Here is a 26304-nt window from a genome sequence, read left to right as displayed (position 1 = left end):
CCCATAAAAGCGAAATACAAAGAAATGAACTATAATGGCCACAGGTAATACGGCAACTTGAGCAACCCGCCCGGAGGAAGAACTCAATCGGGTTGATTCATAATATGATACCGCTAACGGATCAGTCGGCCCGGTCTCTTTTGAAGACTTTCACAATCACATAGGCGATCAGGGCGAATACGAAAAAGACCAGCAACAGCCAGGCGATTCCCTGGAGGGTGCCGATTATTGTCTGATAAACTTCCAGCACCCAATGGTTATAGTCGAGAGTGATGACGACCGCCTCAGAATCTTTGGCGGTAACGATCGGCTCGATGTACTGCTTTAGTTGCCAGACTCGAACGCCTGAAGAAATACCGATCACATAGATGGCGTAGTTGAGATACCTGACCCAGGCGGAGCTGATATCGTCGGTGATAATCCGGGCCATGATTTTTTCCAGCGGCTTTTTGAACAGCCGGGCGACAACAAAGGAAACCAGGAGAGCAATCACGAAGGTTACGGCCAGAAGGGTGATAAACATATTTTGATCCTTTCGGAATATTCAATTTTTATGATTTCGGGATGATGATAATTTACTTTGTATCCTCTCCCCCGTTTTCCGCACCGGCGGCTTTGAGAATCAGGGCCGGTTCGGTCTCGGGGTGGAGCTGAAGCTCGAACATTTTCAAAATGGCCAGAAAAACGGCGGCGATAAACGGTCCCATAACAATTCCCAGAAGACCGAACAGGGCCACGCCGCCCATTATGGAGAAGAACAGCATCAGGGTATGGGTCTGGGTTTTACCGGAGAACAGGTGCGGGCGGACGAAATTGTCCAGCTGGCTGACCACCAGCAGGCCGATCGCGATAACGATTATTCCTTTGACCGGAGAGCCGCCCAGGATAAGAATGATCCCGGCCGGGATATAGACCAGAAACGGTCCGACAATGGGAACGAAGGCCAGGAAAGCCATGACCGATCCCCACAGGACCGGCGAGGAGATGCCGACGATGGCAAAAAGCAAACCGCCCAGGAAACCCTGGATAAGAGCCATAACCACCCCGCCATACATCATTCCCTCAATAACATGGCGCAGATGAGCATACATCAGGCCGATCTGGTTCGACTCCAAGGGGGTGATCCGTTTCATGAAGCCGATAATTCTTTCCCCGTCGCGGAAGAAATAGTACATCGAGAAAATCATCAAAAAGAAATAGAAAAGGGTCAGTGAGATATTGGCCACGGCGGCTGTGGCATGGGTGCCAATGGTTCGGGTGACACTGGCGACAGCGTCCTTGACGATGGATTCAAAATCGATCTCGGCCAGCTGGGGATACCCGACCAGTTTGTTCTTAATAAGATCGACAAACGGCAGATTGACCGACATCAGTTCTTTCAGGGCGCCTGATTTATAAGCAGTATTTATTTTCTGAACGGCGGTCGCGGCCTCATTGACGATCGAGGCCATCAGGTAGATGGCCGGCCCGATGATAATAATAAAAACCAGGATGCAGGAGATGAGCGAGGCCAGCCAGGCTCGTTTGACTTTTTTATGGAGCCAGGCGTAAAGGGGGTAAAAAACGATCACCAGGATACCGGCCCAGGCAATAGGGGTAAAAAACGGGATCATGAGGCGGTAAAAAAGATAGAAAAAAACCCCGACAATCAGAAAAAAAAGGGTGGTGGTGATATACTCGCGTTTCATAGTTTATTCAATTCGAATTCGGGCTTATTCAAGATGGCAAAATTAAAATATGTAATCAACCATAAACTTGCATAATCGGGGATATGCGGCGCAGGGGGCGATATTTTGGCCAGGGTTAATATGCCTTGACACATGGGATAAATAGGCTATATTATAACCGATTATATAATAGTCGTTTAGAGAAAAACATGAAGACCTGGTGGAATCAGATGAAGAAATCTTTAATTTTTCTGCTGTTTTCCCTCACTATCCTTGCCTCGGCTGTTGATCTTCTGGCCTATGATGGTGCCGAGCAAGAAATTATTGCCATACAAAAAGAAATCGATGAACAGGGCTTGAACTGGAAAGCCGTCCTGACTCCAAATATGACCGAATATTCGCCCGAGGAACGTCGGCAATTGACCGGTTTGAAACTGCCCGACAACTGGAAAGAAATCTGGGAGAAACATCTCGATCGCAATTTTGTCAAGCTGGCGGCCGAGGATTTACCGGAATCGTTCAACTGGGCCGATTCGGGCAAGGTAACTTCGGTTAAAAACCAGGGCAGTTGCGGTTCCTGCTGGATATTCGGCGCTATCGGGGCACTTGAAGCTATCTACAAAATTCAGCGCCAGGTGGAACTGGACCTGTCCGAGCAACAGATATTGTCCTGTGTATCGGGCGGCTGGGGATGTGATGGCGGCTGGATGGGTGATGTTTACGAACATTGCCAGTCGTATGGTTCGATTCTGGAAACGGCCATGCCGTACCAGGCCGACGATGAGGTCCCCTGCACTGAGGATCTGTATCCGGTTTATGCCAACATTACCGGCTGGACGGGTATTTCCAACGACGAGGTGTCACTGAAGACGGCCATTATGACCGCACCGGTCTGTGTGGCCATGACGGTTTATGATAATTTCCAGTCCTACGGCGGGGGATGTTATGCTCATGCCGATGAAACCGAGGAAATCAATCACGCGGTGTTGCTGGTCGGATGGGATGATAACGCCTGTGACGGTGCGGGCGCCTGGATTCTCAAAAACAGCTGGGGGACATTCTGGGGCGATGATGGTTACGGTTGGGTTAAATACGGCACCTGTAATCTGGGAGTGGCCGCGGCTCTTTTGAATATCGAGGCGGTACATATTCTCTCCCCGACTTTCCTGCCCAATGCCAATAAGTACTGCTATGACGGGGAGTTCAGCTACCAGTTCGAGGCCGAGGGCGCCACACCGCCGTACCACTGGTACAAACAGGTCGGCACCCTGCCCGACGGCATGGTTCTGGAGGAGTCCGGTTTGCTTCACGGTATTCCGACCCGTGCCAAGAATTATGTTTTCGCTCTGCGCTGCGAGGATTCCTCGACACCGACCATCAAGTTTCTGAAATATTTCATGATAACGATCGCGGATGGTATTTACGGTGACGCCGATTGTAACTGCAATTATAACATTCTGGACGCTACCAGCTTGATTACTTACCTCTACAAACAGGGTCAAGCGCCGGTTTGCAGTCTGGGCGGTGATGCCAATGTCGATGAATTGACGAATATTCTCGATGTGACGTATTTGATAAATTACCTTTATAGAGGCGGCCCGGCTCCCGGCCCGGAGCAATAATATTTGTAAGTTCGCGGCCGCGGCTATCGATGCCGCGGCCGTTTTGTTTTCAAAGCTGTTCCCGCGCCCGTTCAATTTTCACTTTACATTGCCCGATAACTAACTTAAATTATCAGGCTATTGAAATTTAAGGTTTCTGAGCCATTAAAAGAAGTGTTGCGAAATGAAATTCGATCAGCTAAAAGATTTTAGTATTCCGGCGATGGAAGCGGAAGTCCTCAATTACTGGGAAGATAACCGGATTTTTGAAAAATCCATGGAGGCGGTCATGGATCGCCCCCATTTCGTTTTCTATGAGGGCCCGCCGACGGCCAACGGCCGTCCGGGTATTCACCATATTATCGCCCGCACCATCAAGGATCTGGTTTGTCGCTATAAAACCATGAAGGGCTACCGGGTGGATCGTAAAGCCGGCTGGGACACTCATGGACTGCCGGTGGAAATCGAAGTGGAGAAAGCTCTTAACCTCGACACCAAAGCCAAGGTTGTGGAATACGGGGTGGAGAGATTCAATCAGAAATGCCGGGAATCGGTTTTTAAATATATCAATGACTGGAATGAAATTACCCGGAAAATCGGCTACTGGCTTGATCTCTCCGACGCCTATATCACCCTGACCGATGATTATGTCGAGACGGTCTGGTGGATACTGAAAAATCTTTTTGACCGGGATTTGATTTATAAAGGTTTCAAGACGGTTCCTTTCTGCCCCCGGTGTGAAACCGGCCTGTCGAGCCATGAGGTGGCGCAGGGATATATGGAAGTTTCCGACCCATCGGTCTTTATCAAGGTCAAAGCGGCGGATTCGGGTGACGATTTCGCCTATGTCGTCTGGACCACCACCCCGTGGACCCTGCCGTCCAATGCCGCCCTGTGCATGCATCCTGATGCCGATTATGCCCTGGTGGAGTTCGGAGGCGAAAAACTGGTGCTGGCCGCGGCGCTTTTAGACCGGGTGCTTGGTGAAGGATACCGGGAAATCAGTCGGAAAAAAGGCTCGGAGTATATCAATAAGAAATACAAACCGATTTTCGATACATTCAAGGATCAGGCGGACAAAGCCTTCTATATTATCAATGCCAATTTCGTGACCCTCGAGGACGGTTCCGGGATAGTGCATATCGCTCCCGGTTATGGAGCCGATGATTATGAAGTCGGGCAGAAACATGGTTTGCCAGTCCTTCAGGCGGTGGCCGCCGATGGGCATTTCAAAGAGGATTCCGGCAAATACGCCGGAAAATGGATCAAGGATACCGATCCGGAAATTATCCGGGATCTGAAGGAGGCCGGAAAATTATTCAAGAAAGAAACATACATTCATAATTATCCCTTCTGCTGGCGGTGTGATTCCCCGCTGGTCTATATCACCCGGCACAGCTGGTATATCAAAACGACTCAGTTCAAAGAGCAACTGATTCGGAACAACAACATCACCAACTGGTATCCCGATGAAATCCGGGTGGGCCGGATGCTGGACTGGCTGGAGAATAACGTCGATTGGGCGCTTTCCCGGGAACGTTTCTGGGGGACGCCTCTGCCGATTTGGATCTGCGATTCCTGCGGGCATAAAACAGCGGTGGGCTCGATTGAACAACTTCGGCGTGAGGGGATAAATGTCCCGGATAAAATCGATGTTCACAAGCCGGGAATCGATTTGATCAAGCTGAAATGCGACAAATGCGGCGGGGTTATGACCCGCGTTCCGGAAGTAATTGATACCTGGTTCGATTCCGGCGCTATGCCCTATGCACAGTGGCATCATCCGTTCGAAAACCAGGAGATGTTCGAGATAAAATATCCGGCTGATTTTATTTCCGAAGCTGTTGACCAGACCAGGGGCTGGTTCTATACCTTGCTGTCGATCTCGACCATGTTGTTCGACAAACCGGCTTTCAAAAACGTCATCGTGATCGAAATGATCCTTGACAAACTGGGCAAGAAAATGTCGAAGCATAAGGGCAATGTGGTCGATCCGTTCGAAATTATCGAAAAACACGGGGCCGATCCGCTTCGCTGGTATATGCTTTTCAATTCCAACCCGTGGGTTCCGACTAAGTTCGACGAAGACGGCCTAGTGGAAGTGATTCGGAAATTGTTCGATACCCTGAAAAACAGTTATACCTTTTTCGCTCTTTATGCTAATGTCGACGAGATCGCCGGGCGAGCCAATAAGGCGGGCGGCTCGGTGGAGGAATTCCTGGAAAATCTGGCAGGGGAGCCGGAGCGGATTGATCGCTGGATTGTTTCCCGGTTTAATACGGTGGTGAAAAAAGTCGGCGAGCGGCTGGATAATTATGATCTGACACCGCCGACCCGGATTATCACCGATTTTGTGATCGATGACCTTTCCAACTGGTATATCCGCTTGAACCGGAGACGATTCTGGGCGGGCGGGGATGACCCGTCGAAGATGAGGGCTTATCTTACCCTGTACCGGGTCCTCCTGGGAACGGTCAGGCTGATGGCACCTTTCACACCGTTTATAGCCGAATTTCTCCACCGGCAGTTAACCATGCCGAATAACGGTACCAGCCTCCCCTCGATTCATATGGAGGAATACCCGGTTCCGGATGAATTGTTGATTGAACCGGAGCTTGAGGAGTCAATGAGCCTGGTTCAGCAGGTGGTATCACTGGGCCGAGCGGCAAGAAATCGAAAAAATCTGAAGGTTCGGCAACCGCTTTCCGGAATTAGAATTCACCTGCAGGGTCAGGATCAGTTTGAAAAAATCGAAAGCCAGATAGATACTATTTGCGAGGAACTCAATATCAGGGCTGTTGAGGAATTGAAAGATGTTTCCGAGGTGGTCAGTTATCAGGCCAAGCTCAATTTCGCCAAGGCCGGTCCAAGATTTGGGGGAGCGGTCAAAGAAGCGGCCGGCAAGATTCAGGCTCTTGACAGCACGGCTATCGCCAAGTTTATCCGCAAGGGTAATATCGAGATAGTTGTCGGCAGTGAAGTCTGTGAACTGACAGCCGAGGAGATCGAGGTTATCAAATTGGAAAAGGAAGGCTACGCGGTTGAGAGCGGTAACACGATTACTGTTGCCCTCCGGACGGAAATTGACGATATTCTACGAGATGAGGGCTTTGCGCGGGAGATGATCAACAAGATTCAGAATATGAGAAAATCATCCGGCTTTGAAGTAACCGACCGTATAAGTGTAATGGCAACGGCGGCCGAACCATTGTTCTCGGCAGTGAAAAAACACCGCGATTTTATCTGTGGTGAGACACTGGCGGATACGATTGACCTGGTGGACAGCATTCCGAAGAGTAATGGCGGCAAAAAATGGAATATAAATGGAGTTGAGGCTGAAATAGCCGTTATAAAGAAATAGGCTGGTGTAATTATGAAAAAGTCCGAATTGGAGAAATACGAAAAACTCCTTTTGAAAAAGCGGGAAGAAATCACCGAGCAGATGCAGTCCCACAAGGACAATGTGGACGCTACCTCGAAAGAGGCGACCGGGGATCTTTCGAGCTATTCCTACCATATGGCCGATCAGGGCACCGACAATATGGAACGCGAAAAAGCCTTCATGTTCGCCTCTAAATCGGGACGTCTACTGTACCATATTGATGAAGCTCTGCGGCGGCTCCGTAAGGGTGAATACGGTAATTGTTTTTCCTGCGGCAAGCCCATACAAAAGGCCAGGCTCGAGGCTGTTCCGCACGCCCGGTTGTGTCGCGAGTGCAAGGAAAAGGAAGAGGAGGCGAAAGCTGGGCGATAATAACTGGCGACGGTTGATCTTGCCCTTCCTGACAACCCTGGTTGTTATTATCGCCGATCAGTTTTCCAAAGTCTGGGCAGTCCATTTCCTGGCCGACAAGGGGTCATATCAGGTCCTCGGTCAGTTTTTCCAGATCAGACTGGTTCTCAATGAAGGTGGCGCGCTGGGGACCAATTTCGGTAGCGGGACATTTTATCTCATCTCATCGATCCTGATCCTGATAATCGTAATTTATCTTATCCTGACCAACCGGGAAAATTACCGAATGACCATTCCGATGGGGCTCATCGCCGGGGGGGCTTTGGGCAATATTATCGACCGTCTCAGAACCGGTCAGGTAATTGATTTTCTGGATTTCGATTTTTTCGATTTCAGCCTGTTCGGGCGGCAGATCGAACGCTGGTGGATTTTCAATATCGCCGACGCCGCCATAACCGCGGCCGTTATTTTCCTGATCATATTCGTTATTCTGTTTCCCGGGAAAAAGTCGTCTCCCCGGCCCGAACCGGATAATCACGCTAAATTATAAATATCCAAAGATATTCAATTTTTTTGCGGATAACATATTGTGCCGGAAACGACAATGTGTTATTTAGGCAATGTTGTCGGAAAAGGATAATTATAATTAATGAGGAATTCAAATGATAGATAAAAACGAAGTGATGAGAGTTCTGGGAACAATCGACGATCCAGAAATCCGAAAATCCCTGACCGATCTTGATATGATCAAGAAGGTCGATATTGATGGTGACAAAGTGACAGTCGAGGTTCTTCTGACCATTCCCGAATGTCCGATGAGGAAACAAATCAGCTCAGAAATAGAAAAAGGAGTTGGTTCTGTGGCCGGGGTTGCTCAGGTGGAGGTGACTCTGGGAGTTATGACTCCAGAACAGCGTAAAGACCTGGTGCGCAAGATCTATGGTCAGGACCACAAACAGGTGGCCGCGGCCGAGGGTAAACAGGGTAACGTGGCCGGGGATTTTGCCAAACGGGTAATTGCGGTGGCCTCGGGCAAAGGCGGGGTCGGCAAATCGACCGTAACCAGTAATCTGGCCGCCGCCTTGAGCCGGATGGGCAAAAAAGTCGGGGTGCTGGACGCCGATGTTTATGGATTTTCCATCCCTCGTATTCTGGGGGTGGGCGGACAGCCTACGGTAATCGATGATCATATCGTGCCAATCCGAAGGGAGAATATCCAGGTGATGTCGATCGGATTTTTTGTCGACGAAACCACTCCGGTAATCTGGCGAGGTCCCCTGCTTCATAAAACCATCAACCAGTTTATTTCCGATGTTCTCTGGGATCAGCTTGATTATTTGCTGATTGATCTGCCGCCCGGAACCGGTGATGTCACTATTTCGATCGCCCAGGCTCTGCCGAAGGCTGAGATACTGGTTATAACCACGCCCCAACCGGTAGCCTCACATACTGCCGGGCGGGTGGCCAAAATGGCTGAACAAACTAAGCTTGGGGTTCTGGGTGTGGTGGAAAATATGTCGTACTTTGAGAGTAATGGCAAAAAGGAATATATTTTTGGTCAGGGTGGCGGCAGGGAATTAGCCAAAACCCTGGGGGTACCGTTTTTGGGTGAAATTCCCCTTAAAACCGAAATCCGCGAGGGTTCGGATGCCGGCGAGCCGGCGGCTTTCTCCGGCAATGAGCAGTTGACACAATATTATCTGACGGTTATCGCTCAGATCGGCTGATTGCCACCTGCGGTTTTATATATTACATCTTAGACGGTTACGACTTTTAAGAATTTAATTGTAATGGTCGGCCGGTATTGTCGGCTTAAAATCACACCGGCAGAAAAGCTATAATTACCGCTTGGATAGTCTCTTACGAATTGGCCTGTTTTCGAATAAATTATCACTTTTCATAATAGCGATTATTTTTTTTATTGTATGAGGTATATCAGGTTTAGTCATTTAGCTAAAATTGTGGGATTTTTCCGCGTCTGATATTTATTTTCTTGCTTTTCAACAGGTTAAGATTTTTCCGCGGAGCCTGTTTTGTTAATTGATTGTTGATAATTTTCCGTCGGTTTTTTTGTTATGTTCGAGAATGACATGTCTTTCCCGATTTTAATTATCGGGGCGATTATTTTCCTGATTATTATCGGGAGAGAATCATTTATCAAAATGATTTTCAATCTGGTGCGGGGTGTTTTTTATTTATCCCTGGTTGCCATCGCCGGATATATACTGAAACATTACTGGAGGGAAGTTCTATTCCATGCCCAGCGAATGTGGGCGGATATTCATGAGATTCTGGGGTGAGAGGTTTCTGTCAATCTATATTTCCACTAATCCTCAAGTGGAATTCCCGACCGGCCGATTATCCCTTGCCAGCACTGGCCTTACGACTTTTGATAATTTTTTCCCGACAGAATTCTAACCGTGATATTTATCGACAAAAAAGGACTGTTTTTCTAATATCCGCTTGGATAATAACTTTGAAGTCGTGGAAATATTTGTTTTAACCGCCTTGACCCGGAGGGGATTCTTTGTATTATTATCACACCTTCAGAAGTTATTGCATTATATTGTGTTAATAACTTGTGGGGAACCCTTGAGGGAGTTGTGACAGTTATGCTACTATGTTTGAGGTGTTTACGCGATTGCGACAGTATTTTTGGAAATGTGGATAACATGTCGATTGCCCGAGACCACAAGTCCTCAACGTAATTTCTAATCTTTCAAAAATCTTAGGGAGTGAGATTTTGAATTTCATTGATGCAGGGGGAAAAATGTCATCAGTTAATCATACGGAAAAGAGAGCAATCTGGGATAGTTGCCTTAATTATATGGCACTCCGCGTTAAAAAGAGTTCTTTTAACACCTGGTTCAAATACACCAAGGGGGTAACCAATGGCAATGATGATTTGACAATTGTCGTTCCCAATCAATTCGTGGCTGATTGGTTGACCGATCGCTATTCCGATTTGATTTCCGAAGCCATTAAAGAGATTGCCGGTAAGTCTCTGGATTATAAATTTGAAATCAGCGGCCCCGGCGATATGCTTGGCCAGACGGAAATAAATTTTGCCCCGAAACCGGAAGCGGTTGAGTCCTTCGAACATGATGCGGTTGCTCATGATTATCCTCTCAATGAAAGATTCCGTTTCGATAACTTCGTGGTGGGTAAATTCAACCAGTTTGCCCATGCGGCCACCATGGCCGTAGCCGAGGCACCCGGCAAAACCAATTATAATCCGCTGTTGATCTACGGCGGCACGGGGTTGGGAAAAACCCATCTGGCCCAGGCGATCGGACATTTTGTTCGAGGGCAACTTCCCGATCGAAAAGTAATTTACGCCACCTCGGAAAGATTCACCTCGGATTTCATCTCCGCGGTTTCCAGCGGAACAATTGGAGATTTTACTTCGCTTTACCGTTCTGCCGATATTCTTCTGATTGATGATATCCAGTTTTTCTCCGGGAAGGAATCGACCCAGGAGCAGTTTTTTCATACTTTCAACGATCTTTTTCACTGCGGCAAGCAGGTGGTGTTGACATCGGATCGCCATCCCCGAGATATAAAGGGTCTTGAGGAGCGTCTTCTCTCGCGATTTTCATCGGGGCTGGTGGCTGATTTGCAACCGCCGGATCTGGAGACAAGGATGGCTATTTTGCGTAAGCGGACACAACAGGAGAAAGTCGAAATACCCGAGGATGCCTTATATTTTATCGCCGATAATGTAACTAACAATATTCGGGAGCTGGAGGGTTCGCTGACCAAGCTAATCGCATATTCTTCTCTTGAAAAGGCCACCATCAATCTTGATTTCGCGGTCAGGGTTCTTGGTAAGGAAATCGTCCGCCCGAAAAACGAATTGAGTATTAAGCAGATACAAAAGAAAACGGCGGAATTTTTCCAGATCGAACCGGAGATGATGACGGCCAAGAAAAAAACGGCCCGGATTGCGCTGGCCCGTCAGGTGGCCATGTACATGACCCGTCGGTTGACCGGATTTTCTTTGAAAAGCATCGGTGAGGCTTTTGGTGGCCGTGATCATTCCACTGTTATCCATGCTTGCGACCTGATAGAGAAAAAGATTGAATCCGATTTCGATTTCCGCGAAAAAGTGAATAATCTTTCTTCCTCCCTCATCCATTAAAGATGTCAACAGGTTGTGATTTGGAGTGTGATGGGAATGTTGGTTGATTTCGAGATGTGGAAAAGGACCGGAGATAAAATCTTTTGTTGACATTTTATCAGGCAGGGAATTATTGTTGGGCAGAAAGATAAGTTATTAGGCGGTAATAAATAAATAGACCGACATGGATTTTATAAACAAATCAACAGAACTTATTAATATTACTTCTTATATATAAATAGAAGGAATAATAATTATCGGATGTGTGTAACAACTCCGGAGGATAACGGAAATGAAGTTTAATTTGTCTAAATCGAGATTGAGCGGATATCTTCAATCAGTGATGCAGGTTGTTCCAACCAAATCCACTTTGCCGATATTATCGAATATTCTTTTCGAGGCGTTGGATGATAAATTAAAAATTTCTTCGACTGATCTTGAGGTATCGATAACCGCCACCTTCGACTGTACCGTTGCCAAAAAAGGAGTTGCTGTTCTCCCTGGAAGAATTTTATTCGATATAATTAAGGAACTTCCAGAATCCGATATTTCTTTTGAGGGTACGACCAGTCGGGTGGAAATCAAGGTACCCAATGGCTCATACAAAATTGCCTGTGCCTCATCGGATGATTTCCCCAAGCTACCGATTGTCAACACCAAGAAAGAGATTCGAATTGACGGCAGTGATCTGGTAGCCATGATCAAGAAGACGACCTTTGCCTGCTCAACTGATGAAACCAGGCCGGCCCTTAATGGCGTTCTCTGGTCCACCAAGGGTGACGCCATGAATATGGTTGCCACTGATGGTCATCGGCTGGCCAAATTTTCGGTGGATAATAAGAAACTAAAAGGAATATCCGAGGATATTATTATTCCTCCCAAAGTGTTGAATATCATTCCGAAATTCATCAGCGAATCCGATGGTGAAGTCGGGGTTATTTTCGGGGAAAACAATATTATTTTCAATCTCGATGATGTTATTCTTACCTCGCGTCTGATCGAGGGCCCGTATCCCAACTATGAGCAGGTTATTCCATCGGAAAATGATAAAAAGATGGCCATTTCCAAGGAAAATCTGATGGGGGCGGTCCGGCGGGTATCGATTTTATCCAATTCCCTGACTCACCAGGTAAAATTCGCTATTAAGAACAATACTCTGACCATCTCGACCACCAATGCCGATGTCGGCGGGGAAGGCAAGGAAACGATACCGTGCGAATTCAGCGGCGATGCTATTGAGCTGGGTTATAATGCCAATTATATTTCCGATGTCCTGGCGAAAATCGACGGCGATGAGGTTATTTTTGAGCTGTCCAACGCGATTTCGGCGGGATTGATCTATTCCCCGGAAATTCCGAAAGATGATTTTCTTTGCTTGATAATGCCGCTTCGGCTGGCCGATTAAGACATGATATTACGGATCGGGAGGGAAAGGTAAAGCCCGGCCCATAGATGTTTGTCAGAAATATTGAAATAACATCATTTCGTAATCTTGACTCCTGTCGGATCGAATTCGATCCCGGAGTCAATGTTTTTTATGGCTTGAACGGAGTCGGCAAAACCAACCTGCTCGAAGCTGTTTTTGTTTTGATGCTGGCGCGGTCGCCGCGCGGTGCCAATGACGCGGTGTTGCTTAAATCCGGGGCGGAGTATTACCGGATCGAGGGCGAGATTGATTTCTCCGGACGGTCTCATGAGCTGGCCGTGGCGTATCAGGGAGGCGGGCGAAAACGGATAACGGTGGACCGGGTCGGAGTCAGGGCGGCGGAACTGTACGATAAATGCACCGCCGTAGCCGCGGCGCCGGAAGATATCACGCTTCTTTCCGGGCCACCATCAAACCGGCGCGATTTTATTAATACCTATCTCTCCCAGTCATCCCCGACATATATTGCCGATCTGTCCGACTATCAGAAGGCCCTGGCCCAGAAAAACGCTTTTTTAAAACAGGATGATAATGCCGGGGAAACGCCTTTTGATGATCTGCTGGTGCAGTACGGGTCGGCTATCATGCAGGCCCGGGCGGGTTTTCTCCTGGCTGTCAGCGAACGGGCGGCGAAATATTATGAAAAAATATCAGGAGGCCAGAAACTGGCCATCGCCTATCGGCCGTCGGTCGAGACAAGAGATCTTTACGACCGGGATGCAGTTGAAAGAGCTTTTTATGAGAAGCTGAAGAAATATTTTCAACGCGAGCGGATTATCCAGTCGGCTCTGGTCGGGCCTCATCGCGACGATGTAGATATGACGATTCAGGATTATCCGGCCCGGACGCATGGTTCGCAGGGGGAAATCCGGACCGCCGCAGTGTCGCTGAAACTTGGTGTTTATGATTATCTTCACCAGGTTCGCCGCGTTAAACCGGTTTTGCTACTGGATGAAATTTTCGCCGAGCTTGATGATGGAAGGAAAAGTATGCTGGCTGATATCTTCGGTCAGTTCGGGCAGGTTTTTATCACGGCCGCGACCAGGGTTCCCGGAAAACTGCTTGAACGCGCCAGGATTTTCCATATTGAAAACGGGGTTGTTCAGACGGGATAGGAAAGGTTATATTCGGATATGCCGCAACTCAGAATCAGAGGTATCGAAAAGTCTTTTTCCGGGAAGAAAATTCTCGAGGATATTTTTCTTGAGACCGGTGAAGGCGAACTGGTGGTTATTCTGGGTCCGTCGGGGTGCGGGAAATCGACCCTTCTAAGATTGATTGCGGGGCTGGAGGATGCCGATGACGGTGAGATCTGGATCGGTAACAACCGGATCGATCAGCTTCCGCCCCGGCGCCGCAATGTGGCGCTGGTGTTTCAAAACTATGCTCTTTATCCCCATATGACAGTCGAGCAGAACCTGGCTTTTCCATTGAAAATCGCCAAAACTCCGCGGAAAGTTATCCGGGAAAAAGTCCTCGAGATCGCCACCCTGCTGGGATTATCGGACCGGCTTGATGCGCACCCGGCCAAACTATCCGGGGGCCAGCGGCAACGGGTGGCGTTAGGACGGGCGATCATCCGGCAACCCGATTTGTTTTTGCTGGATGAGCCATTGTCCAACCTTGATGCGGACATGAGAGCGCGGATGCGCCGCGAGCTGGTTGCCCTGCAGAAACGCCTGGCGACCACCACGGTCTATGTTACCCATGACCAGACCGAAGCACTCACCATGGCTGACCGTTTAGCGGTAATAGATTCCGGTCGAATCAGGCAGATCGGTTCGGTCGATCAGGTTTACAACCGCCCGGCCGATTTATTCGTGGCCACTTTTCTAGGATCACCGCGGATGAATATTATTAACGGGTGGATCAGCGATGATCAGATCAAGCCCTTCCGGGTTTCATCGGTGTTTATCAAGTCGGATTACAAATCTCGCGAGGTGACGGTGGGGATTCGTCCGGAGGATATAATCCCCGGTCCGGACGGTGAATATCCGGCGACCGTGAAAAGCATCGAGTATCTCGGTGACCGATGTATCGTGACGGCAGGCTACATGGAGATAGATTTAATGCTTTTGGCCGAGCCGAAACGTTACACGGTCGGCGATAATATCCGTTTCACCATCAGGACCGATCGGGTTCACCTGTTCGACCGTGAGGAGGGAACTTGCCTGACCAGTTAAGAACATATTTATGAATCTTTTATCTTTGTTTTGCCGTAGATTTTAATAGTTGATTATCGGGAGGACTTTTATTAAAATTAATCATGAATTACAGTAATCTGGTCAATCGCGCTTTTATTCTTTCATGGAAGCACAAAATTCTCTGGATTCTGGGTTTTTTTGCCGCCTCCTTCGGGACCTTTAGCGGGCTGGATGATATTATCGAGTATTGGTCGGATAAACATTCGATGGATACCGATAATTACTTCTTTGAAAATATCATTGACTGGTTTCAAAACAATCCGGAAATATCGGTAGCCTTGATCCTTTTCATCGTCGGCGCGGCCCTTCTGCTGGGATTGATACTTTTTGTTCTCGGCCAAATCAGTATTGCCGGGCTGATCGAGGGGGTAATCCGGATTGAGGGCGGTCGGGAGTACAAACTCCGGCAGCTTTTTAAGGTGGGCGCATCGTTCTTCTGGCGTTATATCGGACTGCTCTTTATTTTTATCGGAATCGGGATCGTCTTTGGAATAGTTCTAATTGCACCTATTGTTATCGCCTTTGTCATTGCGAAGGTCCTGGGTGTTCTGGGGATTTTGATCGGTATTCCGATTTTGTTCGCGGGGATATTCTTTTTTGGCAATATTTATTCCCTGGCGCAGCGGGAAATTATCTCAAACCAAACGCCGGTGACCAGAGCCATTGGAGAAGGGTACCACCTGGTTGTCAAAAATCTTGGCCCCAACATTGTTATTTTCTTGATCGAGATGTTTCTCTCGATTGCCATAGTTATCGCCGGGTTAATTATTATTGCCATGTTTGCCATCCCGATGTATCTCCTGGCCGCCGTTTCGACTCTCTGGCTGGTACTGATTCTGTTGCTGGGGATTCCCATTTTCCTCTGGGTCATTATCGTGGTCGAGGGCTTTCTGGGGACTTTTTTCAATTCCCTGATGACTCTCTTTTACATTGAACTGCGAAAGATAACGCCGCCTCGCCCCGGGCCGCAAATCTATCCGGGACCAACACCGGAAGGCACACCGGCCGGTTAATCGCCAACCCCCCTTTTTATAATAAAAGCCCTGGTTAAGCGTCGCGGTTATTGATATTCTTATTTTCCGCGGCCGAACAGGTTCAGGATAACAGTCACGATAAATGGGAGTATCAGGCCGGTAACCAGTGGGAAATAAAAGGCGGTGCGACCTTTTCTAATATAAATATCGCCGGGGAGATTTCCAAGGAAGGGGATTTTATCGGCAAAAAGCATGATAATTCCGGTCAGCAGAAACACCGCACCGGTAATGATGAGAATTTTTCCGATGGTTCCGTTCGGAATGGTTTAAATATACAACCGATGAAGGAATTCTCTTCAAATAAAAAGGCCGGCAAATCTGACCGGCCTTCTTTTCGGGTAAGTAAATAATTCATTCCTGAACGGCTGAGTCACCCGGTTCGGTGCGAATCCTGTTCTGACCATATAACCTGTCATTGTGTCATCGCCAATTATTTTATCTTCATCTTTTAATTTGTTATTTAATTAAGATTCGTGCCAGAACCAGTAATCAATTGAATGACAATAAAGTAGATTTTTAGAGGGAAAGATGGTCTGAATGGGTGTGCCGGATTGGCAGATATGGCCACTCTATTGTGGCAGTCAATTATGCCAAATCTGCGTTATGACTGCCGAAATGGTGAAATTGTTTTTTGTCCCGTATCGGTTGCCAAAACAAGAATGTAAACTCCTCAAAGAACAGCAGGTTCCTCGGATATCAGGCGATAGGCCGATTTGTTGCGACCGTATCCGAATCGTTCGATTTCATGACGTGCCTCAAGATCCTGTTTTACGGCCTCAACATACCATGCAACGGATCCGTCGAACGAATAGCTGAGGTGTTTTCTCACCTCCTGGATTAACTCGGTATGGGTGAGCCGGCGACTCTTAAGGGATTTTATTATTGCGGTCCGGATGGTATCGTATTTTTGCCGGGCAATATTGACACCTCGCTTATCTTTGGGATGAATAGTCATTATCTTTTCATCCATAGAATATCCTCCGTTTATCCCGGTGATTAAATTACACGGATTCATATGCCCGGATCGATTTAATAATCCGGGTAAAATTATATACGATGGAAAGATAAAAAGTGTTTAAGCAATCCAGATAGTTTTTATATTGACGAATTCCCTGATACCGTAATGAGATAATTCGCGACCATAGCCGGATTTCTTGACACCACCGAATGGCAGGCGGGGATCGGATTTAGTCAGGCCATTGATAAACACCGCCCCGGTTTCTATCCGCCGGGCAACCATTTCGGCTTTTTTAATGTTTCTCGACCAGACCGAACCGCCCAACCCGAAGACCGAATCATTGGCCACCCGAATAGCGTCCTCGGTATCTTTGGCTGGTATAATAGCCGAGACCGGCCCGAAGGTTTCCTGTTCATAGGCCGGCATGCCTTTGCGAACATCGGTCAGAACTGTCGGTTCATAGAAAACGCCTGGTCGGTCGGCTCTTTTCCCGCCACAGAGCAAACGGGCCCCCATCCTGATTGATTCTTTAACCTGTTCCTCAAGTTCCTCGAGAAGATCGAGACGGGCCATGGCCCCGACTTTGGTATTTTCATCGAGCGGGTCGCCGACCTTGAGAGATTTCATTATAGCCGTTTGCTGTTCCTCGAATGCTCGCAACATCGGTTCCACTACGATAAACCGTTTGGCGGCGATACAGCTCTGTCCGGCGTTAATCATCCGAGCCTTGGCCGAGGTGGCGACACAGGCCGGCAGATCGGCATCCTCGAGAACGATAAAAGGATCTGAGCCACCCAGTTCGAGAACCGTTTTTTTGAGTTCCCGGCCGGCGGCCGAGGCCACTGCCATCCCGGCCGGTTCCGAGCCGGTCAGGGTAACGGCTTTGATTCGCGGATCGGCGATAATTCTATCGACCAACTTTGAAGAAATCAGCAGAGTTCGGAATATATTTTCCGGGAAACCGGCTTCGAGGAAAACCTGCTCGATATCCAGGGCGCAACCGGGGACATTGGAAGCGTGTTTGAGAACCCCGGCATTGCCCGCCATCAGGGCCGGGGCGGCGAACCGGAAAACCTGCCAGTAGGGGAAATTCCAGGGCATGACGGCCAGAACCACTCCAAGCGGTTCGAACGCCACAAAACTTCGGCTGGCATCAGTTTCGATAATTTCATCGGTCAGGAATTTTTCGGCGTTATCGGCATAGTAATCGCACACCCAGGCGCTCTTTTCAATTTCGGCTTTAGATTCGGTGATAGTCTTGCCCATCTCGAGAGTGATCGTCCGGGCGTATTTATTGATATTTTTCCTGAGTATTTCGGCCGCCCGATGCATCAAGCGGGCTTTTTCGGCAAAGTCGATTCGGCGCCATTCTTTCTGGCGTAAGTCAACCAGATCGATTATCCGGCCGACTTCTTCAGCCGTATGCTCGCGGTATTCTTTGATCAGTTCATTGGTGGCGGGGTTTATCGCTTTCATAACATCCTCACTATCTTATGAGATCAGCGGGTTGAGTTTATCGGGATTGATATCAAGTTCTTTGATGGCCATTTCGACCAATTTCCGCTCGATGGCTTTTTCGCGCCAGAGGGACGACAGGGCGGCCAGGGCAATATACCGGGCATCGACTTCGAAGAAATCGCGCAATTGCTTCCGCCCGTCGGAACGCCCGAATCCGTCGGTTCCCAGGGGTAAAAACGGACCGGGAACCCATTTTGCGATTGAGGCCGGCAGTGCCCGAACATAATCTGAGGCGGCGATAAAGACACCTTTTTCTTTTTCCAGGATGCTGGTCAAATACGGTTTTTTCCGGTCTTCGGCGGGATGCAGCATATTGTACCGTTCGGCATGGAGGGCGTCGAGGTACAATTCCTTGTAGCCGGTCACCGACCAGATATCAGCGGCCAGCCCGAATTTTTCTTCAAGAATTTCTCCGGCCCGGACAGCCTCATTCAGAATGGCCCCGGAGCCGAGCAGGTGGGCCCTTGCCTTGGAGGTTTTATTATCCGAGCGATGGTACCTGTAGAGACCTTTCAGGATAGCTTCATCCTCGACATGATCCGGCCGGGGCGGCATAGTGTAGAATTCATTGGCGACCGTCAGATAATAGAAAATGTTTTCCCCGTTTTCAAACATGCGGCGGATGCCATCCCGGATGATGACAGCCAACTCGTACGCGAAGGCGGGATCATAGGCCTTCAGATTCGGGACCGGGTAAGCCAGAAGGTGGCTGTTGCCGTCCTGGTGCTGTAATCCCTCGCCCGAAAGAGTGGTTCGGCCGCTGGTGCCGCCGACAAGGAAACCTTTGGTCTGCATATCGGCCGCGGCCCAGATCAAATCGCCGATCCTCTGAAAACCGAACATGGAATAATAAACGAAAAACGGAATCAGGTTAAGACCATGGCTGGCATATGACGTTCCCGCGGCGATGAAAGAAGACATCGAACCGGCCTCGGTAATCCCCTCCTCCAGAATGGCTCCATCCTTCGCTTCGCGGTAGTACATCAAAGCCTCTTTATCGACCGGTTCATAGAGCTGCCCGACCGAGGAATAGATGCCGAATTTGCGGAACAGGGCTTCCATACCGAAGGTCCGCATTTCGTCGGGTACGATAGGGATAATATTTTTTCCGATTTTCGGATCATGCATCAATTTGGAAAGCATGTGCACGAAGACCATCGTGGTGCTGACCTCGCGGTCTTCGGTTCCCTCGTAATATTCTCCGAACAGCTGGTCATCGGGTGTGGTGATCGGTTCGACATTGACCACCCTTCGCGGGAGATAACCGCCCAGTTCTTTTCTCCGGTCGAGGAGATATCTGGTTTCATGGGAATCATCGGGCGGGCGGTAGAAAGGAGCCTCGGCGATTTCGCGATCGGAAATGGGAATACCGAACCGGCTGCGGAATTCGCGCAATTCTTCCTCATTCAGTTTTTTCTGCTGGTGAGTGACATTGCGCCCCTCGCCGGCTTCACCCAGACCGTAACCTTTGACGGTTTTGGCGAGAATGACGGTTGGCGAGCTACGATGCTCGAAAGCCGCTTTATAAGCGGCGTAAACCTTGGCCGGGTCATGCCCGCCGCGGTTGAGTTTTTCCAGTTGTTCATCGGAGTAGTTTTTAACCATTTCTAGAAGTTTCGGATCTCGGCCGAAAAAATCCCTGCGGATATAATCCCCCGTGGAAACGGTGTATTTTTGGAATTGCCCGTCGGGCGTTTCATTCATGCGCCGAACCAGCCGGCCCTCGGTATCTTTTTCCAGAAGCGGGTCCCACTGGGAACCCCAGACGACCTTGATAACGTTCCATCCGGCTCCGTGGAAAGCGGCCTCAAGTTCCTGGATAATTTTGCCATTGCCGCGCACCGGCCCGTCGAGACGCTGGAGATTGCAGTTGATGACGAAAATGAGATTATCCAGTTTTTCCCGCGAGGCCAGGGTGATGGCGCCGAGGGTTTCCGGTTCATCGGTTTCCCCGTCACCAAGAAAGGCCCAGATTTTCTGGTCGGAAGGCTGGATCAGGCCTCGTTGTTCGAGATAGCGGTTAAAACGAGCCTGGTAGATAGCCATAATCGGCCCGAGACCCATCGAAACAGTCGGGAATTGCCAGAAATTGGGCATCAGCCACGGGTGAGGATACGATGACAGTCCGCCGTTGGGATCGAGTTCTCTGCGGAAGTTTTCCAGGTCGCCTTCATTGAGCCGTCCCTCAAGAAAAGCGCGGGCATAAATTCCCGGTGAAGCGTGCCCCTGGAAATAGACCAGGTCGCCGGGGTGTTTTTCTCCCCGGCCGCGGAAAAAGTGGTTGAAACCGACCTCGTACAGGGTCGCCGCCGAGGCATAGGTAGAGATATGACCACCGATACCGTGCTCATGGCGGTTGGCCCGAACCACCATAGCCATGGCATTCCAGCGAATAATACTCTTTATCCGCCGTTCGATCTCGCGGCTTCCGGGATATGGCGGCTGTTCTTGGGGCGGGATGGTGTTGATATAATCGGTTGTCCGGCCCGGGGTCGGCCGCGGCAGGCCCAGTTCAGCGGCTCGCTTCCTGAGTAGTTCGAGCAAATCGCCAAGGCGCTGAAGACCGCCGGTTTCGAAAACATCATCGAGTGATTCCAGCCATTCCAGGTTTTCTTCTTCAAGGCTGTTATTGTAATTAAATTTTTCTTTTTCCGTCATTTTGGCACCTGTCATTTTGATCAGTGCAAGGTAAAAAAATCCTCTCCAGCCTAATTTTAATTTATACGAAGATATGGCGGCGTATAAAATATTAAAATTGGTATTAATTGTGGCCACGCAAGTAACATGGTATCATTGGAAGGGCTGACGTTTCGCAGGGTTAAAGACTGAATTGTGGAAAAACGGCCTTCGCGGAATGGATATACTGTTTTTATTGCAGGCTTAAAGCATAAGATATATATTGTTGTGTTATGGAAGAGCAGTTTATCGGAAATTATAAAATCCTGAAAAAAATCGGTTCCGGGGGAATGGCCCGAGTTTATCTGGCGGTCCACAAGGATGTCCCCAATCTCAAAGTCGTTTTAAAAATCCTGAGCGATCCCGGGCAGGCTGATCGTTTCCGCCAGGAGGCGGATAAACTGGCCCTTCTTGACGGTCACTCCAATATCTGCCGGATCAAACACTTTTTTAATCATGGGGAGGATTTTGTCATCGCCATGGAATATATCGATGGGGTGACGCTGGAGGAAAAAGTCGAGAAGGAGGGCAAGTTCAGTATCGAGGAATCGCTGCGGATAACCAGCGAGGTTCTCGATATTCTCGAGGTGGCTCACCAGAAAGATATATATCATCGGGATATCAAGCCGAGCAATATCATGATTGACCTGGCCGGGCATATCAAGATTATCGATTTCGGGATCGCCAAGGGTAAAAGCGACCCAAGCCTGACCATGGCCGGGACAGCCTGCGGAACCCCGGCCTATATGTCTCCCGAGCAGTTCACCGGGAATGAAAATATCGATTACGCCCTGGCCGATATTTACGCGGCCGGAACCATGTTGTACTTTCTGTTGACCTGCGAGGTGCCGTTTAAGGGTGACAACCAGTTTCTAATCCGGGACGCCAAACTGACCAAAGATCCCCAAAGCCCGCGTAAGATAAATTCCGAAATTCCCCGGGATCTTGAGGCGGTGATTATGAAATCGCTGAAACGCGATCCACGGGAGCGTTATCAGTCGGCCTGTGAGATGAAAGAAGCGCTGGTGCCGATCATGCGGAAATACGCCGCCGCCGATGAGGATAAAACCGCGGCCGTACCGGTCACCCGTCCAGAGGGAGAAAAATCTAAAACGGTTCCGGTCCTGATCGGGGTCGCGGCGGTGGCCATGGTTGCATTCGGGCTCTGGCTGTTCTGGCCCTCGGGCGGGAATAACGTGCAGACAAAGGAAGTAATTTCCCAACCGGAAGTCGTAACCGATGAACGTCAGGTAACAAATGCCGATTCGAGCAACGTGGCCATTGAACCGGAAGTTTCACCGGTCGGCACCATTGCCCTGACGATCGAACCATCGGGCGATATATATTTGAACGATATGCTGATCGGGCGTAATGTCAGCGAAACCACGTTCAACGCCGATACCGGGCAGTATGTTATGCGGGTGGAGAATAAAAAGGCGGTGCCGCAGTTGTATGAAAGCGATTTTTATCTTTCGTCCGATGAGAATTTCAGCCGTCAGTTCACTTTCGAATTCCCCAAACCGGCCCCGGTGCATGAACCGCCGCCGGTGGCAGTCGATTCCGGCTGGCTTCTGGTAGGCTCAAAACCGTTCATGGCCGATATTTATCTGGACGGTCAGCTTCAGAGCGAAACGACGCCATACACTTTTCACAAGCCGGTCGGGGAATATACGGTGCGTATAACCCTGGACAAAGACGGCGAGAATATCGATCGCAGCGAAAAGGCGGTGGTTAGGAAAAATGACACCAGCCGCGTAATATTTGATACCACGGAATAAATCCGTTATCTTTATAAGATAATTAAGACAAACAAAATATAAATAGTATTAATCAAGGAGTAGTTATGATAATCAAATTCAAGGCCGTTTATGCTATCTGTTTGATCGGTCTGGCCGTGGCGGTGTTCGGGCTGAACGGCCCGACGGCACTAGCGCAGGAGACATCGGATGTAGCCAGCAAGCTGGCCGCGGCGGTCGATCTGTACAGCGAGCTCGAATTCAACAAGGGGCTGGCAATCACCGATGAGCTCCTGAAGCGAGACAACCTGACAGCCAAGGACAGTATTGCCATTTTCGAGGTCAAGAGCCTGATTACCTATGCTATGGGGCAGGCTTATCAACGCAAGGCCTTCGAATTCCTGGAAAAAATATCGCAGATCGGCCCCTGCGTGATCAATTTCCCGCGCGATATCTGGCCGGCGGAACTTCGGGATCAGTGGTACAAAATCACCAACGCGCAAAATATGCTGGTTTGTCCCGATGAAAGCCGCGATCCGGAGATCAGGACGATTGCCATCATGGAATTCGATAATTACTCGATCGGCAAGTACAAAGAGGAAATGGGCGAGCTGAGCAAAGGACTGGCCGATTTCTTCCAGCATGATTTCTCCCTGATCAGTTCCCTGAAAGTGGTCGAACGGGATAAAATCGATTTCGTTCTCAAGGAACTGGAGCTGACGGAAAAAGGGAAAGTCGATGCGGAAACGGCGGCCCGGGTGGGGAAACTGCTGGGCGCGCAGTTGATGGTTTTCGGGAGTATAACCCAGATCGATGACAAGAATACACGCATGATCGTGCGGGTGGTCAAGGTGGAAACTTCGGAAATCCTGGCCTCGGTGGACAAGGAAGGCAAGCCGGATTATGTCGGGATGGAGAAGGCTCTGGTAGGCGAACTAGCGGAGAAACTCGATATTATCCTGCCCAAGGAGACCAAGGTTATGCTGGAGGAAGGCGGGACCGAGTCGATGGATGCGGTCAAGCTGTATGCCCGCGGTCTGGATTATATGGATAAGTACGATTATAAGAACGCCTATGAATATTTCAAAATGGCTTATGAAAAAGACGACAGTTTTATCGAAGCCAAGAGGAAAATGGACATCTACCGGCCGCTGGTTGGTTAATTCGGCACGAGTGTGCCGGGGAGTAGAATATGCTTAAGAAAATACTGATAGTTTTCCTCCTGGTGGCGGCCGGCTGTTCGCAGGGTTTTTACGGCCAGGGGAGGAAAAATATCGATGAGGGTCGGTACCAGGAAGGAATCGACTACCTGTATAAAGAGATCGCCCAGCATCCGGATAACTATCAGGCCTGGCGTGAAATCGGGGTGGCCTTTTATCGACAGGGTGATTTGATTAAAGCCGAGGATGCCCTGATGCAGGCCAATAACATCACACCGGATGCCCGCACCAACCTGTTTATCGGGCTTATTTTCGAACAGAAAAAGCAAACCGATAAAGCTATCGCGGCCTATTCCTCGGCTTTGAATCTCGATACCTCGGCAGAAACCCGAAACCTGATCCGGGGGCATCTAGATCGGCTGATTTCGCAGAAGATAAAGACTGAGGTCGAAACCGCGGTGGCCAACGAGAGCCGTCTTAAGGTGAGCAATATTCCCGACAACAGCATCGCCGTGGTTGATTTCGACGGGTCGCAGTTGCCGGAAGACCTCGCGCCGATTAGTAAGGGATTGGCCGAGTTCACGTCGATTGATCTGGCCAAAGTAACGCAGTTGAAAGTTATCGATCGTCTCAAGATCGATGTTTTGTTGAACGAGCTAAAGCTGGGCGCCTCCGGTAAAGTCGATCCGGGCACTTCGCCCCGGATTGGCCGTCTTCTGGGAAGCGAACATCTGATCACCGGGACGGTTTTAAGCGCCGGGGATAATGCTCTCAGGCTGGATGGGGCTATTGTCAGCACCCGGGACAGTTCCGCCGAACGGACAGCGCCGATCGAGGGGGATGTCAACAAGTTCTTCAAAATCCAGAAGGATTTTGTTTTTGGCATAATCGACAGTCTCGGAATCCAGTTGACGAAGGCCGAGCGGGACGCTGTCGAAGAGGTCCCGACTGAATCGTTCCTGGCTTTCATGGCCTATTGCCGCGGTCTGGATTACCAGAGCCGGGGGATGTATGATGCCGCCCGTGAAGAATACAACAAGGCGGTCACCGAGGATAAAAATTTCGTGCCGGCGGCGGCCAAGGCCAATCAGGTGGCGGCCGTTTCCGGCGGTGAGGGGGGTGAATCATTCGAGACTTTCGAGGAAGCGGCAACTTCTTCGAGCGAAAGCGAAACCGGCGGCGAGGAAACCGGACTCGATCAAACCCAGATCACGACCCTTCTCAATTCCGGGTTCATCTCGGAGCAAACTTTATACGAGCGGTTCGGGAATCCTCCGATCAATCCGCCGGTCATCAACCTGGGATCACGGGTCATTATCATAAGGGGGGATCTCGATGCGGAATAAAAGAATTATTATCGGGATATTAACCGCGGGGCTGATGGTTCTGGCAGTTACCCCCTCGTTCGGGCAGATAATTTACGGTGAACCATCGGCCGGATCGCTCCGGATGGTGTATAGCCACTGGAATATGGATGGCGAAAGCGGTAAAATCGACATTGACCAATTCACGGTACCGGTCAGCGGTTTTATTCCTCTGAGCGACAATTTCGAAACCCGGTTCTACATGGCGGGGTCGACCAATGTGCTGTCGTATTACGGTTCCGACTCATCGCTTTCGGGATTATCGGATTTTCGGATTCAGGCCAGCCGCTCGTTCAGCGATGACCGGATTCTGGCCAGCATCGGTCTCAATCTTCCGGTCGGAAAGCGGAAGCTCGACCCCTACGAAGAGCGGGCGGTTATCGATGTCCTGTCGCAGAATTATCTCGATTTTCCGCTGCGGCGGCTGGGAGAAGGCCTGGGGGTGAATATGCTTCTGGGCGGTGCGGCCGCCCTGGGGCGTTTTCAATGCGGGGCCGGAATGTCATATCAGTTTAACGGCAGTTACACCCCCTATGAGGACGGTTTGAATTACAAACCGGGGAATTTTTTCAGTATCAATGCCAATGCCGCCACCGGCGGCGATCGGACGAATTATTCCCTGGACATGGTATATACTCTGTACGGAACCGATAAGTACGACGGCGATAAAATTTTCAAACAAAGTCAGCAGTTCGATATCCGGCTGGCCGGTGCTTACGGTGAAACCGATTACAGCCTGAACGGATATGTCAGGTATCTTATCCGGGGCCGCCACACCCGCTATGATATCACCAGCGGTGCGGTTATCTCGGAGCTGAAGATGTACGGCAATGAATTTTCCATCAACGGCGCCTTCACATACCGTCCCGGAACCGACTGGTATATCGGTCCGAATATGGAACTGAAGATAATCGGCGGGTTCGAGGAGATCGACCAGGATGTTGACGGAGCGACGGTGTTCGGTACCGGAATCATGTACGGGCGGAATTTCGGCCGCGACCTTAGTTTCGATCTGGGCTTTAAATACTTCACCGGTTCGGCCTATGGCGGCGATATGGACTTAAGCGGTTTTCAGATTACGGCCGGGCTGGCGGCGGGCTTTTAGGG

21 protein-coding genes are annotated in these 26304 nt (G+C 49.5%); 15 read left to right on the top strand and 6 right to left on the bottom strand.

Annotated elements, in window-relative coordinates; genetic code table 11:
- Positions 1-121: 121 nt before the first annotated feature.
- Entirely contained in the window at positions 122-523 is a 402-nt protein-coding gene (locus JXQ28_02140) for a hypothetical protein (protein MBN2276523.1), read from the bottom strand.
- Between the two features lie 52 nt (positions 524-575).
- Positions 576-1688 carry an AI-2E family transporter gene (locus JXQ28_02135; protein MBN2276522.1) on the bottom strand — a complete coding sequence of 371 codons (1113 nt, stop codon included), beginning with the start codon at positions 1686-1688 and terminating at the stop codon, positions 576-578.
- A 209-nt stretch (positions 1689-1897) separates the two neighbouring features.
- Between JXQ28_02135 and JXQ28_02130 the strand changes: the two genes are divergently transcribed.
- From JXQ28_02130 to JXQ28_02080, 11 genes are all read left to right on the top strand, one after another.
- Complete coding sequence (locus JXQ28_02130) at positions 1898-3289, top strand: C1 family peptidase (GenBank protein ID MBN2276521.1); 1392 nt, start codon at positions 1898-1900, stop codon at positions 3287-3289.
- Positions 3290-3452: 163 nt separating this feature from the next.
- Complete coding sequence (locus JXQ28_02125; protein ID MBN2276520.1) at positions 3453-6629, top strand: isoleucine--tRNA ligase; 3177 nt, start codon at positions 3453-3455, stop codon at positions 6627-6629.
- A gap of 12 nt (positions 6630-6641) precedes the next feature.
- Entirely contained in the window at positions 6642-7022 is a 381-nt protein-coding gene (locus JXQ28_02120) for a TraR/DksA C4-type zinc finger protein (GenBank protein ID MBN2276519.1), read from the top strand.
- A gap of 19 nt (positions 7023-7041) precedes the next feature.
- Positions 7042-7551 carry a signal peptidase II gene (lspA, locus tag JXQ28_02115; protein MBN2276518.1) on the top strand — a complete coding sequence of 170 codons (510 nt, stop codon included), beginning with the start codon at positions 7042-7044 and terminating at the stop codon, positions 7549-7551.
- 112 nt (positions 7552-7663) lie between these two features.
- Entirely contained in the window at positions 7664-8728 is a 1065-nt protein-coding gene (locus JXQ28_02110; protein MBN2276517.1) for an Mrp/NBP35 family ATP-binding protein, read from the top strand.
- A 348-nt stretch (positions 8729-9076) separates the two neighbouring features.
- The gene (locus JXQ28_02105; protein ID MBN2276516.1) at positions 9077-9301 is read left to right on the top strand and encodes a hypothetical protein; all 225 of its coding nucleotides are present in this window, start codon (positions 9077-9079) and stop codon (positions 9299-9301) included.
- 470 nt (positions 9302-9771) lie between these two features.
- Entirely contained in the window at positions 9772-11142 is a 1371-nt protein-coding gene (gene dnaA, locus JXQ28_02100; protein ID MBN2276515.1) for a chromosomal replication initiator protein DnaA, read from the top strand.
- 271 nt (positions 11143-11413) lie between these two features.
- Positions 11414-12526 carry a DNA polymerase III subunit beta gene (gene dnaN, locus JXQ28_02095; GenBank protein ID MBN2276514.1) on the top strand — a complete coding sequence of 371 codons (1113 nt, stop codon included), beginning with the start codon at positions 11414-11416 and terminating at the stop codon, positions 12524-12526.
- Positions 12527-12573: 47 nt separating this feature from the next.
- A complete protein-coding gene (locus JXQ28_02090) occupies positions 12574-13662 on the top strand; it encodes a DNA replication/repair protein RecF (protein MBN2276513.1) in 1089 nt (362 codons plus the stop codon).
- Positions 13663-13680: 18 nt separating this feature from the next.
- A complete protein-coding gene (locus JXQ28_02085) occupies positions 13681-14730 on the top strand; it encodes an ABC transporter ATP-binding protein (GenBank protein ID MBN2276512.1) in 1050 nt (349 codons plus the stop codon).
- Between the two features lie 83 nt (positions 14731-14813).
- Positions 14814-15764, top strand: a complete 951-nt coding sequence (locus JXQ28_02080; protein ID MBN2276511.1) for a hypothetical protein — start codon at positions 14814-14816, stop codon at positions 15762-15764.
- Positions 15765-15823: 59 nt separating this feature from the next.
- Here JXQ28_02080 and JXQ28_02075 read toward each other — a convergent pair whose 3' ends face one another.
- From JXQ28_02075 to aceE, 4 genes are all read right to left on the bottom strand, one after another.
- Entirely contained in the window at positions 15824-16033 is a 210-nt protein-coding gene (locus tag JXQ28_02075) for a DUF2905 domain-containing protein (protein MBN2276510.1), read from the bottom strand.
- 422 nt (positions 16034-16455) lie between these two features.
- Positions 16456-16755 (bottom strand): hypothetical protein, encoded by a 300-nt coding sequence (locus JXQ28_02070; protein MBN2276509.1) that lies wholly within the window; start codon positions 16753-16755, stop codon positions 16456-16458.
- Positions 16756-16860: 105 nt separating this feature from the next.
- Positions 16861-18219: an NAD-dependent succinate-semialdehyde dehydrogenase gene (locus tag JXQ28_02065; GenBank protein MBN2276508.1), complete on the bottom strand. Its 1359-nt coding sequence runs from the start codon at positions 18217-18219 to the stop codon at positions 16861-16863.
- Positions 18220-18234: 15 nt separating this feature from the next.
- On the bottom strand, positions 18235-20919 hold the full coding sequence (gene aceE, locus JXQ28_02060; GenBank protein MBN2276507.1) for a pyruvate dehydrogenase (acetyl-transferring), homodimeric type: 2685 nt from the start codon (positions 20917-20919) through the stop codon (positions 18235-18237).
- A 251-nt stretch (positions 20920-21170) separates the two neighbouring features.
- Between aceE and JXQ28_02055 the strand changes: the two genes are divergently transcribed.
- The 4 genes from JXQ28_02055 to JXQ28_02040 all read left to right on the top strand — a co-directional run bounded on the left by JXQ28_02055 (position 21171) and on the right by JXQ28_02040 (position 26302).
- Positions 21171-22715, top strand: coding sequence for a serine/threonine protein kinase (locus JXQ28_02055; protein MBN2276506.1), 1545 nt, complete (start codon positions 21171-21173; stop codon positions 22713-22715).
- A gap of 65 nt (positions 22716-22780) precedes the next feature.
- Positions 22781-23836, top strand: coding sequence for a hypothetical protein (locus JXQ28_02050; protein MBN2276505.1), 1056 nt, complete (start codon positions 22781-22783; stop codon positions 23834-23836).
- Positions 23837-23865: 29 nt separating this feature from the next.
- Positions 23866-25179 carry a tetratricopeptide repeat protein gene (locus JXQ28_02045; GenBank protein MBN2276504.1) on the top strand — a complete coding sequence of 438 codons (1314 nt, stop codon included), beginning with the start codon at positions 23866-23868 and terminating at the stop codon, positions 25177-25179.
- A complete protein-coding gene (locus JXQ28_02040) occupies positions 25169-26302 on the top strand; it encodes a hypothetical protein (GenBank protein ID MBN2276503.1) in 1134 nt (377 codons plus the stop codon). The genes JXQ28_02045 and JXQ28_02040 overlap by 11 nt, the downstream gene beginning before the upstream one ends.
- Positions 26303-26304 lie beyond the last annotated feature (2 nt).

It is taken from the genome of Candidatus Zixiibacteriota bacterium (genome assembly GCA_016933955.1).
In the GTDB taxonomy this organism is placed as follows: Bacteria; Zixibacteria; MSB-5A5; order GN15; family PGXB01; genus JAFGTT01.
The sequence above is the reverse complement of the archived record's forward strand: the minus strand, read 5'-3'. Positions and strand labels throughout refer to the sequence as shown.